This is a genomic window from Amycolatopsis thermalba (assembly GCF_023376025.1).
In the GTDB taxonomy this organism is placed as follows: Bacteria; Actinomycetota; Actinomycetes; order Mycobacteriales; family Pseudonocardiaceae; genus Amycolatopsis_E; species Amycolatopsis_E thermalba.
Genome location: NZ_CP091196.1, coordinates 24741 through 43479 on the forward strand (window position 1 = coordinate 24741; position 18739 = coordinate 43479).

The window sequence follows — 18739 nt, forward strand, 5'->3', positions numbered from 1 at the left end:
CCGGTTTGACCGGTAAGTGAGGAACGCGGGCGGTGTGATCACGCGTTGGCCCGGTATGAACAGCACAGCCGGCGCCACCCTGGAGATGACGATCGAACCGCGGGCGCTGCTGGTGATCGCCGGGCTGCCCGGTTCGGGCAAGAGCACCCTGCTGCGCAGCACGCAGGCCAGCCGCCCGGTCGAGGTGCTCGATTCCGACCAGATGCGCGACCGGCTGGCCGCCGCCCTGCCGCCGGGCACGCCGTACCGCCGCTACCGCCCGGCGGTGCACGTCCTGCACCGGGTGCGGGTGATGTTCGCGGCCATCCGCACCCCCGGGCCGGTCGTGGTGCACGACCCGGCGACCGGCGCGGCGACCCGGGCGTGGCTGATGCTGACCGGGCTGGTCACCGGACGGCGACGGCACCTGCTGTGGGTGGACTGCACCCCGCAGGAGGCGCTGGCCGGGCAACGCGCGCGCGGCCGGGTGCTGCGGAAGGCGTCCTTCTGCCGCCACGTGCGCCGCCTGCCCCGGGTGCGCGCGCTGCTGCTCGACGGCCGGCCCCGCGGCTGGAACGAAACCACGGTCATCGACCGGGAAACGGCCGGCCGGGGCCTCCACCTCGTGGTGCGCTGAGCGCGAGTCCCACGCTCCGTCGCGCGAGTCCCACGCTCAGGCACGCGAGTTCCACGCTCAGGCACGCGAGTTCCGCGTTCGCGGTGGGTCAGCCGATCGCGTCCAGTTCGCCGATGGCGTCCGCCGGGAGCTCCAGTGACGCGGCGGCCACGTTCTCCCGCAGGTGGGCCACCGACGACGTGCCGGGGATCAGCAGGATGTTCGGCGAGCGCTGCAACAGCCAGGCCAGCGCGACGGCCATCGGCGTCGCGCCGAGTCGGGCGGCCACCGAGTCCAGCACCTGCGACTGCAGCGGCGAGAACCCGCCGAGCGGGAAGTACGGCACGTACGCGATGCCCTGCGCGGCCAGCGACTCGACGAGCTCGTCGTCCTCGCGGTGGGCCACGTTGTAGGCGTTCTGCACGCACACGACCGGCGCGATCGACTGCGCCTCGGCGACCTGCTCGGCGTTGACCGTGCTGATGCCGAGGTGCTTGATCAGGCCCTCCTGCTGCATCTCGACCAGCGCGGTGAACGGTTCGGCGATCGAACCCGGCACCGCGGAGTGGCCGTCGTCCCCGCCGCCGACGCGCAGGTTGACCACGTCGAGCGCGTCCACGCCGAGGTTGCGCAGGTTGTCGTGCACCTGGGCACGCAGCTGCTCGGGCGAGCGCTGGTGCACCCAGGCGCCCTGGTCGTCGCGCACCGCGCCGACCTTGGTCACCACCACGATCCCGTCGTAGGGGTGCAGCGCCTCGCGGATGATCTGGTTCGTGACGTGCGGGCCGTAGAAGTCGGCGGTGTCGATGTGGTTGACACCCAGCTCGACGGCCTCGCGCAGGACCGCGACGGCGGCGTCGCGGTCGGCGGGCGGCCCGAACACCCCGGGGCCGGCCAGCTGCATCGCGCCGTAACCCATGCGCCCGACGGTGAGCCCGCCGGTGAGGGTGAACGTCCCGCCGGCCAGTGTGTTCGCTGTCATGGAAATCCCTTCTCGACTGCTTGGGCTCCACGATCCGCCGCGCGCCGGGGAACAGGCAGAGCCCCCGCGATCCTAGGAGTCCCGGGGACAGGAAGCCGACGCCCGGGGCAGCGCGAGCCCCTGCGCGTGGGACTCACGCGCCGGAGCGCGGGACTCGCGCGCCCGAGCGTGGGACTCGCGGGCGTGAGTGTGGGACTCGCGGGCGTGAGTGTGGGACTCGCGTGGCGGAGTGTGGGACTCGCGGGGGGTGTGCTTATGTGCAGGCCTGGCGGAGGCGCTCCAGGTTCGCGGTGTTGGTCTGGACCCAGTCGTTGATGTCGCTGATGCCCTGGCTCTTGCGCTGCTCCAGCGCGACGTAGGAGTCGGCGATCGCGAAGAGGTTCTGCTGCAGCGTCTGGTCCGTCACCTGGTTCCCGAGGTTCCGCAGCTCCTCGGCCTTCTGCTGCGCCTGGGCCGCCACCTCCTCGGCCGAGGCGTACGGGTTCAGGTTCGCCAGCCCGAGCGCCTGCGAGCACGCGCTCACCCGGTCCGCCGTCTCCGCGGCCTCCGCACAACCGGCCAGCACGACCGCCATCCCGACAACTCCGAGCACCCGCAGAATTCTCATACCGCCCAAACTACCGAATCACGGTTCCTGCCCGGCGGCCTTCCACCAGCGCACCCCGACGACCAGGCCGATCGCGGCCACGACACCGAACAGCACCCACCCGACCGGGAACCCGCCGCCGCTGACGGACTCCTGCGCCGCGGGCACCACCGCCGGGGTGCCGCTGACCAGGCCGAACCGCGCGGACAGGTCCTCCCGCGGCTTCGGGCCGACGTCGACCGGCCCCGAGCAGCCCGGCTCATCGCTACCGACGAGCCGGAGATCGGGCAGGTCGGTCAGGTCGAAGCACACGCGGAACGAACCGTCCGGCAGATCGTCCAGCAGGTACGAACCGTCCGCGGCGGTGCGCGTCACCGCGACCGGGCGCCCTTCGGCGTCCTTCATCGTCACCGCGACGCCCGCCGCGCCAGGCTCGCCCGCGTCCGGCTCGCCGTTGCCGTTGCGGTCCAGCCAGAGCAGGTCGCCGAGCCGGTTGCGGGCGGGCGCCAGCCCGACGCCGACGCTGCCGTCCCGATGGCCGACCCCGACCACGACCGGCGGGGCGCACCCGCTCACCAGGTCCACATCGGAATCCTTTGTGGACTCCCCAGCACGCGGCCTGGTGAACTGGTACCCGGCCACCGGCGCCGGGAGCGCGCCGCGGTCCACGCACACCTGGTAGGTGCCGTCCGGGATCCCGGTGAACCGGAACTGCCCGTCCGCGCCGGTCGTCGTCGTGGCCTCCTCGCCGCCGTCGGCGCGGAGCAGCTTGACCGGCACCCCGCTCGGGCCCGATTCGGTGTCGTCGGCGATGCCGTTGCGGTTCGTGTCCGCCCACACCCGCTCACCGATGCGGTTGACCGGCGCGGCCAGCCCCGCGTTGAGCGCGGTGTCCTCGCGCTTGCCGAGGCCGAGGGTCACCGCGGAGGTGCACCCGGTGGCCGGGTCGGCGCCGGAGACCGCGCTCTTCTCCACCGGGGTGAAGTCGGCGGCCGACGGCGGCAGGTTGGCCAGGTCGAAGCACACCGCGAACGCGCCGGACGGCAGGTCGTCGAAGGCGTACTTCCCGTCCGGGCCGGTGGTGGTCATGGCGAACTGGGTGCCGTCCTCGGCGCGCAGCTTGACCGGCACCCCGGCGATCCCCGGTTCGATCGCGCCGGGCCGCCCGTCACCGTCGACGTCCTGCCAGACCAGTGCGGCGATCCGGTTGACCGGCGGGGCGAGGCCGGCGTCCATCGTGAGGTCCTGGGTGCGGTCCGGCTTCAGCTCGGTCGGCGCGGTGCAGCCGGTGGCCGGGTCGGGCGCGGAGTCCTGGCCCGGACTGCCGGCTCGCTGCCGGGTGAGCTGGTAGTCGCCGTACTGCGGCGGGAGCTTCGCGGTGTCGAAGCAGACCTGGTAGCTGCCGTCAGGCAGGTGCGAGAACTGGTACTGGCCGTGCGGGCCGGTGCTGGTCCCGGCGACCGGGGTGCCGTCGGCCTTCTGCAGCCGCACGCCGACGTCGGCGATCCCCGGCTCGCCCGGATCCTGCAGGCCGTTGCGGTTGCTGTCGGCCCACACCAGGTCGCCCACCCGGTTGAGCCCGCCGACCACGCCCGCGTCGACGGTGTGGTCCACCGCGCCGGGCGGTCCGATCGCGACTCGCACGGACCCGTCCGCCGGGTCCACATCGGAATCCAGCGACTGGTCGCCCGCGTGCGGCACGGTCCACTTCAGACCCTCGACGGGCGGGGATCCGGGCAGCGGTCCGGTGTCGACGCCGCTGAAGTCGAACTTGAGCGTGTAGCAGCTGTGGGGCTGCAGGCCCTCGGCCGGGCCGAACAGGTAGCGCCCGGCGCGGTCGGTGGTCTTCTCCGCCAGCGGCGCGCCACCGCCGTCACAGCCCAGGAGCTGGACCCGCACGCCGGGCAGCGGGGGCTCGTCGCCGTCCTGGATGCCGTCGCCGTCGGTGTCGAACCACGTGCGGTCGCCCAGCTGGACCGGACCGTCCATACCGCCGACGCCCATCGTCAGTGTGACGGCCTTACCGCCGCCGACGTCGACGAACTCGGTCAGGCTGGCCCGGCTCTGGTCCTCGACGGCCGGCTTGACGTCGGGCATCGACGCCGGGATGGCGGCGTCCACGCGGTACTTGCCGCCGGACAGCGGGGTGGTGGCGAGCTGGACCGACCCGTCCGGCCCGGTGACGCCGCTGACGCTCGCGCCGCTCGGGTCGGTGGCCACGACGAGGATGCCGCCGACCCCGGTCTCACCCCGCACGACCCGCACGGTGAGCGGGCCGTCGGTGTCGTCCGCGGTCGCCACGAGCAGGGGCGTGCTCAACCCGAGCACCGCCGCCGCGCACACCAACGCGGCCAGGACATGCCTTGCCAACGCGAGCTCCCCGACTTCTCCCTGCCACTGACTGGGCCCACCCTAGAAGCGCGTTCACGTCAGGCCAGGGAGAAGTCGGCTCCCCATCGGGTGATTTCGGGGAGATCAGAGCAACGCTGAGTGTCGGTCAGCCGAACTCGGGGGCCAGCTGCTCGGCGATCTCGTAGGTGTTCAGCGCCGCGCCCTTGCGCAGGTTGTCGCCGCACACGAAGAAGTCGAGCGTGTTCGGGAAGTCCAGCGCCTGCCGCACCCGTCCGACGTACGTCGGGTCGCCGCCGACCACCTCGGCCGGGCTGGGGAACTTGCCGTTCTCCGGGTCGTCGACCAGCACGATCGTGGGCTGGGCGTCGAACACCTTGTGCGCGGCCTCCACGGTGACCTCGCGCGCGAAGGTGGCGTGCACCGCGAGCGAGTGCGTGGTGACCACCGGGACGCGCACGCAGGTAGCGGACACCTTCAGGTCCGGGATGCCGAGGATCTTGCGCGACTCGTTGCGGACCTTCAGCTCCTCGGAGAACCAGCCGTCCCCCTTGTACGAACCGGCGGCGGGAACGACGTTCAAGGCCAGCGGCGTGCCGGCGAACGGGCTGTCCGCCAGCGGCAGACCGGCCGACTCCAGCTCGGCGCGCACGTCCCCGGCGGTCGAGCCGAGGCCCTTGCCGGACACCGCGGCCAGCTCGGCCTGCAGCCGGTCGATGCCGGGCTGGCCGGCCCCGGAGGCCGCCTGGTAGGAGGCGACCACCAGTTCGGTCAGGCCGAACTCGCGGTGCAGCGCGCCCAGCGCCGCCATCATCGACAGCGTCGTGCAGTTCGGGTTGGCGATGATGCCGCGCGGCCGCTGCCGCACCTTGTCCGAGTTGACCTCGGGCACCACCAGCGGCACCTCGTCGTCCATCCGGAACGCGCCGGAGTTGTCGACCGCGATCGCGCCGCGCTCGGCCGCGATCGGCGCCCACTCGGCGGACACCTCGTCCGGCACGTCGAACATCGCGACGTCCACGCCGTCGAAGGCCTCCGGGGACAGCGCGATGACGGTCAGTTCCTCGCCCCGCACCGTGATCTTCTTGCCCGCCGACCGCGGCGAGGCGATCAGCCGGATCTCACCCCACGGCACGCTCGGGCGCCCGTTGATGATGTCGATCATGACGGTGCCGACCGCGCCGGTGGCACCGACGAGAGCCAACGTTGGAGCCATTTCAGCGACCACTCCCTGCGTAAACGACGGCTTCCTCGTCGCCGCCCAGTTCGAAGGCCTCGTGGATCGCGCGCACCGCGTCGTCCAGCTGCGCGTCGCGGATCAGGACCGAGATCCGGATCTCCGAGGTGTTGATGATTTCGATGTTGACGCCGACCTTGGCCAGCGCCTCACAGAAGGTCGCGGTGACGCCGGGGTGCGAGCGCATGCCGGCGCCCACCAGCGAGACCTTGCCGACCTGGTCGTCGTAGAGCACGGAGTCGAACTCCAGCTCGCCCTTCAGCTTCTCCAGCTCGGCGACGGCCTTCGGGCCGTTGGCCTTGGACAGCGTGAAGGTGATGTCGGTGCGGCCCGCGGTGTTGGAGACGTTCTGCAGCACCATGTCGATGTCGATCTCGGCGTCGGCGATGACCCGGAAGATCCGCCCCGCGGCGCCGGCGTGGTCCGGCACCCCGGTGACGGTGACCTTGGCCTCCGACCGGTCGTGCGCCACACCGGTGATCAACGCTTGTTCCACGGGGATCTCCTCAATCGAACCGGCCACGGTGGTGCCCGGCTTGTCGCTGTAGGACGAACGGACCCGGATCGGCACGCCGTAGCGGCGGGCGTACTCGACCGAGCGCAGGTGGAGGATCTTCGAACCGCTCGCGGCGAGTTCGAGCATCTCCTCGTACGGGATGGTGTCGAGCTTACGCGCGTTGGGCACGATCCGTGGGTCGGCGGTGTACACGCCGTCCACATCGGAGTAGATCTCGCACGCGTCCGCGTTGAGCGCCGCGGCCAGCGCCACCGCGGTGGTGTCCGAACCGCCGCGGCCGAGCGTGGTGATGTCCTTGGTGTCCTGCGCGACGCCCTGGAAGCCGGCGACCAGCGCGATGTAGCCCTGGTCGAGCGCCTCGGTGACCCGGCTGGGTGTCACGTCGATGATGCGCGCGTTGCCGTGCACGCCCGTCGTGACCACGCCCGCCTGGGACCCGGTGAACGACCACGCTTCGAAACCGTGTGCCGAAATCGCCATCGCGACAAGCGCGTTGGAAATGCGCTCCCCAGCGGTGAGCAGCATGTCCATCTCTCGTTCGGGCGGCACCGGGTTGACCTGCTGGGCCAGGTCGAGCAACTCGTCGGTGGTGTCGCCCATGGCGGAGCACACGACGACCACGTCGTTGCCCGCCTTCTTGGTGGCCACGATCCGTTCGGCCACGCGCTTGATGCGATCAGCGCTCTCCAGCGACGAACCGCCGTATTTCTGGACCACGAGCGCCACTTGTCTGCCGACCTCCTATTTCGCACCTTTCGGAGCAGCCTACCGGGGGTTACGGCCCGGGCCACCCCGTTATGTGGCTCCGGCCACTGCCCCGGCGTGGGTTCGTGGGAAAATCTCCAACCGTGCAGGCGAGCAGCCAAACCGTTCGGAAACCGGACCAAGCGGCCCCTGGCCTGCTGCTGGACCTGGAAGAGCGGATCTGGAGACGCCGGGCGCTCCTGCTGCCCGCCGCCGTCTACCTCGGTGTCCGGGCTCTCGGTGTTGTGGTGCTCACGGTGTTCGCCGCGCTGCACGAAACGAGCCTGCTGTCTAGGATCGCCGCCTGGGACGGCGAGTGGTACCTGAAGATTGCCGCGTCCGGCTACGAACTCGGGCCGGTTCCCGATGCGCTCGGGCACCCCAATCCGCACACGCCGCGGGCCTTCTTCCCGGCCTACCCGTTCCTGATCCGGATCCTGGCGCCCGCGTTCGGGTTTCCCGCGGCGGCGCTGGTCGTGTCGCTGGTCGCCGGGCTCGCCGCCGCCTACGGCCTGGCACGGCTGGGCCGTCTCGTGCGCGGCGGTTCGCGCCGGGCCGGCTACCTCCTGGTCGCCCTGTTCGCGGCGACGCCGATGAGCGTGGTGCTGACCATGGCTTACACGGAGGCGCTGTTCTGCGCGCTGGCCGTGTGGACGCTGGTCGCGGTGCTGGAGCGGCGGTGGGAGTTCGCCGGGGTGTGCTGCCTGGGCGCCGGGCTGGTGCGGTCGACGGCGCTGGCGCTGGTCGTCGCGGTGGTCGTGGCGGCTCTGTGCGCGCTGGCCCGGCGGGCGGACGGCGGCCGTCCGTTGGTGGCGCTGGCGCTGGCGCCGGCGGGGTTGTTCGGTTACCTGTGGTGGACCGGTCTGCGGGTGCGGCCGGAGTCCGGTTTCGAGGCGCAGCTGAGCACGTGGTCCGACCTGGAGTGGCAGGGGTGGCGGACGCGGTTCGACGGCGGGGTGTCGACGATCCGGTTCGTGGCCGAGGTGGTGACGCGCAGCGACTCGGCGATGAGCGTGCTGACGGTGGCGGTGATCTTCGGTGCGCTGGCCGGTTTGGCGTTGCTGGCGCGGCGCGAGACGGTGCTGGTGGTGTACGCGGCCGGGGTGGCGGTGATGGTCCTCGGATCGAGCAGCCTGATGCACGCGAAACCGCGGTTGTTGTTGCCGGCGTTCACGTTGCTGGTCCCGGCGGCGCTGGCACTGGTGAAGCGCCGGACGGCCACGGTGTGGTGGGTGTGCTCCGGCGTGGCGCTGGCGAGCGCGTGGTTCGGCGCGTACGCGCTGACGGTCTGGAAGTATGCGATCTGATGCGAGGAGAAACCATGCCTTCCGAGGCCGACAGCTTCGTCACCATCCTGGAACCGGCGCTCAACGGCGGCAAGCCCATTCTCCGGTTCGTCAATACGCCGGAGCGGGACGCCGCCGCGATCGTGGCGTTCTGGTGCAAGACCGGGTACGTCCACGTCCGCTACTGGCACGACGGGACCGGCACGGTCATCAACTTCGGGCTGGTCACCTGGGCTCAGACGAGCCAGGGCAGCAAGTTCCGTGGCGTCGGACTTCCCACGACCGCGACGGCGGTCACCCTGTCCGCTGCCGACATCGCGGCAGCTCACGCGGCGCTGGCCCGTCAAGGCGACCGGACGTAGGCGACCCGATGGACAAGCCAGCCGATTCCAGCGTGCCCCTGACCGACGTCATCGCGCGGCGGTGGAGTCCGCGGGCGCTCGACGAGACGCGCGAGGTGAGCTGGGGTCAGCTGCGCGCGCTGCTGGAGGCCGCGCGGTGGGCGCCGTCCTTCGGGAACACCCAGCCGGCGCGCTTTCTGGCCGGCCGGCGGGGTGACGCGACCTTCCGGCAGATCCTCGGCACGCTCACCGAGCGGAACCAGGCCTGGGCGCACCGCGCGGGCGCGCTGCTGATCGGGATCATGGTGTCCCGCAACGAAAAGGGCCCGATCCCCTACGCCGAGTACGGGCTCGGGCTCGCCGCGCAGAACCTCGTGCTCCAGGCCGTCGCGGAGGGGCTCGTCGCGCACCAAATGGCCGGGTTCGACGCCGACGCCGTCCGCGAGCGGTTCGCGGTGCCCGGCGACGCCGTCCCCCGGGTCGCGATCGCCGTCGGGCACGCCGGTGATCCCGCTGTGCTCGAGGTGGACAAGCTGATCGAGCGCGAACGAGCGCCCCGGAAACGGCTGCCGCTGGGCGAGCTCGCCTACACCGGCGAGTGGTGCGCGCCCGCGTTCTAGGCCGGGTACGACCGGAGCCGGCCGAGCGGCGACGAGTGCGGCGCGATGCCCATCTCCTTCATCCGCGCGTGGTAGATCCGCTCGTACCGGCGGGCCTCGCCGAGACGCCCGGCGTCGCGCAGCGTGGCGATCAGCATCAGGTACGCCTCCTCGTCGTAGACGTCCTTCGCCAGCAGCCGCAGCGTGTACCGCACCGCTCCGTCGACGTCCCCGGCCTGCCGCAACCGGGAGGCGAGCGCGCGAAGCACCGCGAAGTGCGTCGCCCGGACCTCCTCCGCCAGCAGCGGCGCCCACTCCTGGTACGGCTCGTCCTCCAGGACCTCCCCGGTGCAGGCGGCCGCCGCCGCGGTCAGCCGGGCCGTCGCGTCGGCCTGTCCGGCGCGGTCGGCCCGCAGCGCCGCCTCCGCCCCGGTGAGGAACTCCTCGAGGTCGACCCGCACCCGGGACCGGTCGAGCCACACCGCGCCGCCGTCGCTCGCCAGCGGGCCGCCGGCCGACTGGCCCTGCCGCAACACGTCCCGGACCAGGGACAACAGGACCGACAACCGGTTGCCCGCCTTCACCGGGTCGGCCTCCGGCCACAGCAGCTCCATCAGCTGTTCGCGCGGCACCGGGCGGCGGCGGGTGACCAGGATCTTCAGCAGATCCCGCGCCTTGCGCGACTGCCAGGCCGTCTTCGGCACCGGCGTGCCGTCCACCACCACCTGGAAGGCGCCGAGGGCGCGGATGAACACCGCCGGCCCGGACGGGCGCGAAGCCGCCAGCGGTCCCGCCGCCCGGCGCCCCCCGATGTCGACGCCCGCCGCCCGCAGGGTTTCCTCGGCCAGGCACACGTCGGCGTCCGGCACCGGGGCCCCGACGCGCGCGGCCACCACCCGCGTCACCGCCTCCTCCAGGCGGCACCCGTGCTCGTGCCAGAGGTCCACCGCCTCGTCCAGCAGGTCCGCCCGGGCGGCCGGGTCCGCGGACGCGAGCACGCCGAGCGTGATCGCCTCGGCCAGCCCGGGGCCGTCCCGCCGGAGCCGCGCGGCCTTGGCCGCCCGCGACGCGTCGGCGGCGGCCCGCTCCCGGTCCTGGGCCAGGAGCGCGACCCAGCCGCTCGTCAGCCGTGCCGGGATCTCCAGCAGCCCTTCGCGCAACCCGAGAGCGCGGTCCGCGAGGGTGCGGGCCGCGGCGAGGTCGTCGGCGGCGCGGACGCGGGCGAGCCCGATCAACGCGTGCCCCAGGGCGAACAGGTCGTGGTGCGGTTGCGCCACCACGAGCGCTTCCTCGTAGTCCGCGGTGGCGCGGACCAGCTGCCCGCGCGTGCGGTGCAGGTCGCCGAGCACGCACAGCGGCCAGGCCAGGAACCGGGAACCCAGGCGCTGGAAGGTGTCCACGGCCGTGCCGAGATCGGCCGCCGCCTCGTCCAGGGCGCCGAGGCTGAGGTACGCCCGCGCGCGGACGGTGTGCGCGTGCCCGGTGAGGAACGGGCACCCGCACTGCTCGCTCGTCCGCAGCGCCAGTTTGGCCTCGGCGAGCGCCTGCCGCGGTGACCCCATGTCGCACGCGTGGAAGGCGTGGCAGACCCGGATCCAGCCGACCTGCAGGAGATCGCCGGCCGCCTGCGCGCTGTGCAACGCGTTGAGGCACTGCACGTCGGCCTCGCGGCGGTCCGGCTCGGCGGCCGCGAGCATCGCCAGCACCTGGTGGATCGCCGCCCGCGCGCCGGGGGTGCCCGACCGAACGGCCGCGGCTTCCGCCCGCGCCATCGCCTGCCTCGCCCGAGCGGTCTCGCCGACCATCCGGCACGTCGTCGCCAGCAGGGCCAGTGCCCTGGCCTCGTCCTGGGTGTCCTCGTCGCCCAGCCGGGTCCGGCCCAGCACGTCGAGTGTGTTGCCGAACTCGCCCTGGGTGAAGGCGAGCATGCCGATGCGCCAGCCGAGCGCGGCGTCGAGTTCCTCGTGGAACCGGCTCGCGCGGCGGAAACTCTCCATGGCCGCCGCCCAGTGGCCCGCGGTCCGCTGTGCCTCACCGACCACCTGGTGGATGCGGGGGTCGTCGAGGAACTCGGTGGGCAGCCCGGCGGCCTCCAGTACCGCGTCGCCGTGGCCGCTCACCACCAGGGCGTCGCCGTGCTCGACCAGCAACGCGGCACAGGCGGAGTGCGCGCCCGCCGACGCGAGGTGCCGCAGCGCGTCGGCGGGCGCCCCCTCGCTGAGGTAGCGCCGCCCGGCTTCGAGGTGCAGCTCGACGCGTTCCCGTGTGGAGAGCACGGCCTCGTGGGAGAAGTAGTGCGCCAGGGGACGGATCAGCGACCAGCGGAGCGCGTCGCCCGCGGCGCGCGTCACCAGCCCGCGCCGGGTCAGCTCGGTCAGCAGGCGTTCCTGCTCCGGCCCCGGAGTGCGGATCTCGCCGAGGACGGCGAGCCGGCGCAGCGTCGCGCGGGCGGCCGGCGACTCCTGGCCGAGCACCTCCTCGGTGAGGAACCCGTGGAACCGCTCGCCGGGCGCGGTCAGCCGCCGCAGCACCGCGGCACGCTGACCGGGCGCGACGTCGCGCATCATCTCCACCACCGCCCGCACCGCGACCGGCCAGCCCGCGGTGCACTGGTGGATCAGGGCGGCCAGCCCGGGCGGATCGTCCCCCACGGTCGCCTGGACCAGCGCGTGGATCTCGGCCGGGCGGACGGCCAGGTGCGTCGCGTCGATCTCCGCCACCATCCCCCGGCCGCGGAGCCGGGCGAGCGAGAACGGCAGTTCCGCGCGCGACAACAGCAACACGTGCAACCAGTCCGGCGCGTTCTGGCAAATCGTTTCGAGAACCGCGACGGAATCGTTTTCCGCACTCACCGCCTGAACGTCGTCGACGACCAGGAACAGCTCCCCGGCGCCCGGACGCCGCAACCGCGCCGGGTCCCCGGCGATCGGGCGGAGCAACCGGTCGTGCTCCCCGGCCCCGACCCACACCGCCTGCCGGGACTCCGCCCACTCCGCCACGGCGCTGGTCTTTCCCCAGCCGGCGGCGCCGGTCACGACCACCACTCGCCGGGTCGATGCCTCATCGAGCAGCCCACGCGCCCGGCCGGGTCTCCCCCCTGCTGTCACGGCTGGTCCTCCCTCTGCCCGGCCACGAACCACCGCCGAATTCGCCAGGATCACATCCGTGGAATTCTCCGGATAATCCGAGATCGAAAACGAATGGCGCCGGACGATTCTATTCTCCGGAGCGGGCCGGAATCAAATCGACGAGCGATTTTCTCGCCCGGAGCCCGGGTGGAAATACACTCGCAGGACGCACCCGGTTTTCAATTCACCGGGACCGGCGGCTCGGCGTGCCAGTACCCGAGCAGTTCCCGGTACAGCGGCGAGACCGACCGCAGCGCCACCGGATCGCCGGCGACCGCCTCGGTCCCGTCGAGAACCAGAACCCGCTTGGCGCGCAAGGCGGAACTCACCCGGTGCGCGATGACCACCACCGTGCCGCCGCGGGCCGCGAACGCCTCTTCGGCACGCCGCTCGGCGACCGGATCCAGGTGGCAGGTCGCCTCGTCGAGGATCACGACAGGCGCGTCGGAAAGGTACGCGCGAACGAGGGCGATCAACTGCCGTTCCCCGGCCGACAACTCGGCGGGAACCAATCCGGCCGGGTATCCGCCGAGGCGGGTCACCAGATTTTCCGCGCCGACTTCCGCCACCGCCCGGTTCACCTGGGACTCCTCGGCCGACGGGCGCAAATAGACCAGGTTGTCCCACACCGTGCCGCTGAACACGTACGCCTCCTGCGGGATCAGCACCCGCAGCCGGGCCAGCCGGGCCGGGGGCAGGCCGGTGACGGGCGCGCCGCCGACCCGGATCGAACCGGAGCCGGGCCGCAGCAGGCCGCACACCAGGCCGGCCAGGGTGGACTTGCCGATGCCGCTCGGCCCGACGATCGCCAGGTGGTCCCCCTCGGGCACGGTCAGGTCGAGGCCGTCGAGCACCGGCTCGGCGTGCGGCCCGTAGGCGAACGTGACGCCGTCGAGGGTGATGTCGTGCCCGGACGGCGTGCCGGAGCCGAGCGGGGCGGGTCGCTCGGGCGGCGCGGTGGCGTCGAGGATGCGGCCCAGCGTCACCACGAACTGCAGCCCGCTGCTGCCGACGCCGGTGACCAGCGTCTGCAGGGCCGGGTTGAGGCCCATCAGGATGTAGGTCAGGCCGCCCATGATCGCGCCGGCGGTGAGCCCGCGGCCCACCAGCCACGGCGCGGCGAGCAACAGGACGACCAACGGCAGCCACACCCCGACCGCGAAGCAGAGCGTGCGCAGCACCGCGACCCAGGCGAGCGCGCGCTCGGCGGCCGCCTGGTCTTCCACCTGCTCCGCGGCCAGCGCGGCCGCGTGCCCCTCGGTGCCCGTCGCGACCGCGTCCCGGGTGGCGGACAGCACGGCGTTCGCCGTGTCGCCCACCCGCTCCTCGGCCAGCACGGTCGCCCGCTCCCGCGCGGCGGCCAGCCCCAGGGTGGCGACGAACGCGCCGAACCCCAGCGCGAACGGCGGCAGGATCAGCACCACGATCACCGGATCGATGGACAGCAGTCCCAGCACGACGCCGGCCACGGTGACCGCGAACCCCCGGGTCACCACGATGAGCCCGGCGAAGGAGTCGCGCACGATCTCCACCTGGCGCGTCACCCGCGCCAGCGCCCCGTCGTCCCGGCGGCCGGCCACGGCGTGGGCCAGCGCTCCGCCGACCACCCGGCGGAGGAGGTCGTCGCGGAACGGTTCGACCAGATCGCCCAGCCTGCGGAACACCTGGCGCGATCCCCACGCCCCGAGGCAGGCCGCGAGCAGGAACGCGCCCAGCCAGGCCAGCCCGGTCCAGGGCCGCCCCGCGAGGAACCCGTCGTCCATCGCCTTCGCGATGGCCAGTCCGGAGAGCGCCGTGGGCAGCGCCTCCGGGATCGACCACGCGAGGAGCGCGAGCAGGGGCCGGCGGCGCAGCGCCCGGATCCCGAACCGGATCTCCCGTTTCATCCGAACGCCTCCCGGTAGGCCGCGTCCTGCCAGAGCCGGTGGTGGGGCGCGACGGCCCGCACGCGGCCACCGTCGAGCCACACCACGCAGTCGGCCCGGGCGGCGGTCGACACGCGGTGGGTGACGATCAGGCGGGTGCGGTCGCCGTCGCCGGTCAGGGTGCGGCTGATCTGCATTTCGGTGACCATGTCGAGGCTGGACGTCGCGTCGTCCAGCACGAGCAGTCGCCGCGCGTGCCAGGCCCGGGCCAGGCCGAGGCGCTGGGCCTCGCCGCCGGACATCGGCGCGTCGGCCAGCGGGGTGTCGTAGCCCTCCGGATAGCGGCTCACGAACTCGTGCGCGTGGGTGGCCCGGGCGGCGGTCATGAGCTCCGCCCGGTCCCGTCCCGGCCCGATCGCGTCCGCCACGGTCGCCCCGACCAGCACCGGGCGCTCGAACGCGGCGCACACCGCCGTGCGCAACGCCGCGTGGCTCAGCTCCCCCAGGGGAACGCCGTCGAGCCGCACCTCTCCCTCGTCCGGGTCGCGCAGGCGCGCGGCGAGCGCCGCGAGCACGGACTTGCCGGCGCCGGAGCGGCCGACCACCGCCACGGTCGCGCCACCGGGCACGGTCAGGTCGACGTCGTCGAGCAGGGTGGTCCCGTCCGACCGGACGGTGACGTGGCGGAACTCCAGCCGGCCGGTGCCCTCGGGCAACCCGCGCGAGCCGTGACCGACCGCGGGCACGGTGAGCACCTCGGCGGCGCGGGCGGCACCGGCCCGCGCCCTGGCGAGCTGGCCGAACACCCCGGCGAGCCCGCCGAGCCCCGCGCCGAGCACCGCGTACCGGCTGGCCGCGAACAGGTCCCCGGCGGTGATCCGGCCGTCCACCAGCGCGAGCCCGCCGACCGCGAGGACGGCGACCAGGACGAGCGGGCCCGCGACGGCGCCCTGGGCGGCGGCGCGGGACAGCACCTGCCAGGTCTGCCTGCCGTGGCCGTGGAGTTCGGGAAGCGGTTCGAGCACCCGGCTCTCCTCCCGCCCGGCCGTGCCGGCGGCCGCGATGGTCCGCGCACCCGCCAGCGACTCCGCGAGCCGGGCCGCGATCCGGCCCTGCGTCCGCTGGTAGGCGGTGAAGACGGCGGTGCTGCGGATGGTGAACGCGCGCAGCACCGCGGCGACCACCGCGAGCCCGGCGACGAACGCGACCGCCAGCCACGGGTCGATGACGACCAGCAGCACCAGGCTCCCGGCCGGCGGCAGCACGGCGGCGACCACGGTCACCACGGCGGGCCCGGCCTGGGCGGCGTCGACGGCGTTGCCGGAGATCCGGCTCACCAGGTCACCGGTGTCGAAGCGGCGGGCGCGGTCCGGCCCCATCCGGAGAACCTGCCGCACCAGGCGGTTCCGCAGCCACGCGGTCGTGCTCGCGACGCAGGCGATGCCCGCGGAGGCGTCGATCAGGTCGGCGAGGATGCCCACCACGACCAGGGCGGCCGCCAGCACCAGCCAGCGGCCGCTGTCGTCCCCGGCCACGATCGCGTCGACCGCACGCCCGAGCACGGCGGGCAACGCCAGCGTGCTCAGGGTGCCGGCCAGCGCGGCGAAACCGATCACCGGCAGCCATGCGCCCCCTCGCCGCACGATCGCACCGAAGGTCGTGGACACGTAGTCTCCTCCTCAAGGCCGCGGTCCCGGACGAACGCCAGTCGTCCGGGACCGCGGCTGCACCCGGGGTCAGTGGCAGATCAGGACGCTCAGGCCACTGGTGCCGCCACAGAGGGTGACGCTCAGGTTGCTCGGGCAGCTCTTGCCGCTCGCGCTGCTGCCGCCACCGCCGTGCTCCGGGGCCGCGCTTTCCATGCCTTGCAGATCGAGAAGGGCCATTTCTCCTCCTTGGAGAGTGGGTTGGACGGGGATCACCCTGCCGCGCCGACTGCCGGCGCGGAGGTCTGCGGGGCCCGGGCGGGCGCGAGCAGCGGCAGGTGGACCGGCGGATCGGCCAGCGCCGACCCCAGCGCCAGGAGCACCCCGGCGGTGCCGGTGGCGAGGTCCATCGACAGGCGCAGCAGTCCGGTGCCGGGGAAGGCCGTGCCGCCGCCGAAGGGCAGCGCGTGCCAGGCCAGCGCGCGCACCTGCCGGGCGACCGGCGGGTCGCGCGGCGGGTCGGGCGAGCGCCCGGCGAGGTAGAGCAGGATCCCGGCGCGACCGGAGAACAGGCCGGGCAGGATGTACATCGGCGACTGGGCGGCCAGCCGGATGCGGCGGTTCGCCTCGGCGAATTCGGCGTCGTCCCGGCGCGCGAGGAACTCGTCGAGGACCAGGCCGATGCCGACGCTGCCGACATCGAGGTAGGGCATCGTGCGCCAGCCCTCATCGACCTCCATCGCGCCGCTGTCGCGGACGACGCACTGCCTCAGGTCCTGCCGGAGCGCGATCGCGGCGCGGTCGAGCAGGCCGGTGTCCCCGGTGTCGTCGTAGGCCCGCAGGAGCAGCAGCGCCTTGCCCGCGCCGCCGCGCATCAGGCCGGCGAAGGAGCCGTCCCGGCCGCTGACCCGCGGACCGTCGACGGCGTCGCCGACCCGGTCGGCGACCAGTTCCACCGCCCGGTGCGCGGCCTGCCGCAGGGTGGGGTCGCCGGTGCGGCCGGCGAAGTGCAGGAGGTTCAGGCCGGCTCCGGCCAGCCCGCCGCCCAGGTCCGGGCCGAGTGCGGCCCAGTTCTCGCGCAGGCAGATGTCCAGGACGTCCAGCGCCTCCTGCCGGTACCCGAGGTGGTCCAGGGCGAAGGCAGCGCCGTGCAGCCCGTCGAACAGGCCGAGCCGGGTGCCGCTCGCCGGGTTGGTCGCCCGGTCGACGAGCCACTTCGCGAAGGCGGGGCTGGGGTCCGCGCCGGTGGCGGACAGCGCGTAAAGCACCCCGGCGGCGCCGTGGGCCAGGCCGATGCCGCCGGTGGCGAACTGCTCGGGATCGCCGGGGAAGAGCCGGTCGTCGCGCTCGGGGGTCGCGCTCGCCACGATCGCGCGGGCCAGGTCGTCGCGCAGCCGCGGCCAGTCCGCCGGGTCCGGTTCGATCCGCGGGTGCGGCAGGTGCGGGGTCCCCGGTGGCACGATCACGTCGATCGCCTCGGTGAGGTGGTGCCGCGGCACCGGGAAGTGCTCGGCGATGATCTCCGCGAACTGCCGCGCCTTCACCCGGTGCAGGCCGAACAGGTAGGTCATCGGCAGGAACAGCGCCAGCCGCAGGCACGCGAGCGCGTAGCGGTCGATGTCGAATCCGGTGACGCTGCGCGGCGCGGCGAACCCCTGGTTGCCCAGGCCCGGCCGGACCGCGTCCTCGACCGGGGCGGCCACCTCGAAGTCGAGCAGCCGGATCGTGTCGTCCACCCGCACCATGACGTTGAACAGGTGCAGATCGCCGTAGACGATCCCGCGCTCGTGCACCGCGCGCATCGTCTCCTCGATCTGCCGCTGGATCCCCATCGCCCAGTCGGTGAACGCGCGGTAGTCCGCGGGTCCGGCGCTCGGGTCGATGAGCGGGTACCGCCGGACGATCGCCTTGCCCAGCACGTCGCCCTCGACGTACTCCATCACCAGGAACCGGTGCTCACCGAGCCAGAACAGGTCGTGCACGGCGGGGATCCCGGGGATGCCGGCCAGCCGCCGCAGGACGTCGTGCTCGTGCTCGACGCGCCGCACCGCGTCGTTGCCCCACGCGTCGAGTCCCGCGTGCGGGCGGCCCTCCTTGAGGACCACCTGGGCGCCGGTGCGGTTGTCCCGGCCGACGTAGATCCCGCCGCCGTTGGAGAAGTGCACGACCCGCTCGATCGTGTAGGGCAGGCCGGCGACGGTGACCGCGTTGCGGGCTTCCAGGTGCGGGGCGAGGAAATCGGGGAGCGTCACCCACGGCGGCACGTGGAACACCGGTCCGCGCCGGTCCGGGACCAGCCGGCCGTCGGCGTCCGCGATCGCCGGCACCACATCGCCGTTGTCGGTGACCATGTACCGGTTGACGAACGCGCCGTAGCGCACGAACAGCGGGCCGCGCCCCCAGCGCAGGTCGCTCAGGATGTAGGGGTTCGGTTCGCCGTCGAGCGTCTCGCCGAGTTCACGCAGGATCGTCTCGCACGTGCCGAGATCCGGCGGGTAGATCGTCACCAGCTTGCCGCTGTAGCCGCGGGGCGCGTACTTCGAGACCCGGGCGGTCAGCGCGGCCGGCGAGCGCAGGAACTTGAACTCGATCCGCCGCGGCACGCAGTAGTCCCACACCGCGTCGAGGATCTTCCCGGCGTTTCCCGGCGTGGCGGAGACGTGGATCTTCCACCCTTGGGCGGGCAGGTCGGTGGCGCCCGGGTCGAGCACGAACCAGTCGTCCTGCTCGTACCGGCGCCAGCCGTCGGGCAGGGCCCGGTACGCGGTGGCGAAGGACGGGCCGGCGGTGCGCTCGGAGTGCATGGCGTCGTAGAACGACGAGTCGGCCATGCAGAATCGCTCGTACTCGTCCATGCCACCTCG

At 73.2% G+C, this 18739-nt stretch carries 14 protein-coding genes; 4 read left to right on the forward strand and 10 right to left on the reverse strand.

The window, feature by feature from the left end:
* Nucleotides 1-55: 55 nt before the first annotated feature.
* Nucleotides 56-616, forward strand: a complete 561-nt coding sequence (locus L1857_RS00115) for a P-loop nucleotide/nucleoside kinase family protein (protein WP_094006304.1) — start codon at nt 56-58, stop codon at nt 614-616.
* Nucleotides 617-704: 88 nt separating this feature from the next.
* Here L1857_RS00115 and L1857_RS00120 read toward each other — a convergent pair whose 3' ends face one another.
* From L1857_RS00120 to L1857_RS00140, 5 genes are all read right to left on the reverse strand, one after another.
* Nucleotides 705-1577, reverse strand: coding sequence for an aldo/keto reductase family oxidoreductase (locus tag L1857_RS00120; protein ID WP_116113108.1), 873 nt, complete (start codon nt 1575-1577; stop codon nt 705-707).
* A gap of 253 nt (nt 1578-1830) precedes the next feature.
* A complete protein-coding gene (locus L1857_RS00125) occupies nt 1831-2184 on the reverse strand; it encodes a hypothetical protein (protein ID WP_167481542.1) in 354 nt (117 codons plus the stop codon).
* A gap of 18 nt (nt 2185-2202) precedes the next feature.
* Nucleotides 2203-4533, reverse strand: a complete 2331-nt coding sequence (locus L1857_RS00130; protein WP_249464243.1) for an SdrD B-like domain-containing protein — start codon at nt 4531-4533, stop codon at nt 2203-2205.
* Nucleotides 4534-4660: 127 nt separating this feature from the next.
* A complete protein-coding gene (locus L1857_RS00135; protein WP_094006308.1) occupies nt 4661-5728 on the reverse strand; it encodes an aspartate-semialdehyde dehydrogenase in 1068 nt (355 codons plus the stop codon).
* Nucleotide 5729: 1 nt separating this feature from the next.
* Nucleotides 5730-6992, reverse strand: coding sequence for an aspartate kinase (locus tag L1857_RS00140; RefSeq protein WP_020420288.1), 1263 nt, complete (start codon nt 6990-6992; stop codon nt 5730-5732).
* 122 nt (nt 6993-7114) lie between these two features.
* Between L1857_RS00140 and L1857_RS00145 the strand changes: the two genes are divergently transcribed.
* From L1857_RS00145 to L1857_RS00155, 3 genes are read left to right on the forward strand one after another with little or no spacing between them, the layout of a single operon-like run.
* Nucleotides 7115-8317, forward strand: a complete 1203-nt coding sequence (locus L1857_RS00145; protein WP_116113113.1) for a hypothetical protein — start codon at nt 7115-7117, stop codon at nt 8315-8317.
* A 14-nt stretch (nt 8318-8331) separates the two neighbouring features.
* The gene (locus L1857_RS00150) at nt 8332-8658 is read left to right on the forward strand and encodes a hypothetical protein (RefSeq protein ID WP_116113116.1); all 327 of its coding nucleotides are present in this window, start codon (nt 8332-8334) and stop codon (nt 8656-8658) included.
* 8 nt (nt 8659-8666) lie between these two features.
* Nucleotides 8667-9257, forward strand: a complete 591-nt coding sequence (locus L1857_RS00155) for a nitroreductase family protein (RefSeq protein WP_116113118.1) — start codon at nt 8667-8669, stop codon at nt 9255-9257.
* On the opposite strand, the gene L1857_RS00160 is transcribed toward L1857_RS00155, so the two are convergent.
* From L1857_RS00160 to lanKC, 5 genes are all read right to left on the reverse strand, one after another.
* Nucleotides 9254-12271 carry an AfsR/SARP family transcriptional regulator gene (locus L1857_RS00160; RefSeq protein WP_249464245.1) on the reverse strand — a complete coding sequence of 1006 codons (3018 nt, stop codon included), beginning with the start codon at nt 12269-12271 and terminating at the stop codon, nt 9254-9256. The two genes, L1857_RS00155 and L1857_RS00160, sit on opposite strands and share 4 nt — an antisense overlap.
* Nucleotides 12272-12543: 272 nt before the next feature.
* Nucleotides 12544-14250, reverse strand: coding sequence for an ATP-binding cassette domain-containing protein (locus tag L1857_RS00165; protein ID WP_249464247.1), 1707 nt, complete (start codon nt 14248-14250; stop codon nt 12544-12546).
* Nucleotides 14247-15896 (reverse strand): ABC transporter ATP-binding protein, encoded by a 1650-nt coding sequence (locus L1857_RS00170; protein ID WP_249464249.1) that lies wholly within the window; start codon nt 15894-15896, stop codon nt 14247-14249. Before L1857_RS00170 ends, L1857_RS00165 begins: the two co-directional genes overlap by 4 nt.
* 69 nt (nt 15897-15965) lie before the next feature.
* The gene (locus L1857_RS00175) at nt 15966-16115 is read right to left on the reverse strand and encodes a SapB/AmfS family lanthipeptide (RefSeq protein WP_094006314.1); all 150 of its coding nucleotides are present in this window, start codon (nt 16113-16115) and stop codon (nt 15966-15968) included.
* Nucleotides 16116-16147: 32 nt separating this feature from the next.
* Nucleotides 16148-18730 carry a class III lanthionine synthetase LanKC gene (gene lanKC, locus L1857_RS00180; RefSeq protein ID WP_116113130.1) on the reverse strand — a complete coding sequence of 861 codons (2583 nt, stop codon included), beginning with the start codon at nt 18728-18730 and terminating at the stop codon, nt 16148-16150.
* Nucleotides 18731-18739 lie beyond the last annotated feature (9 nt).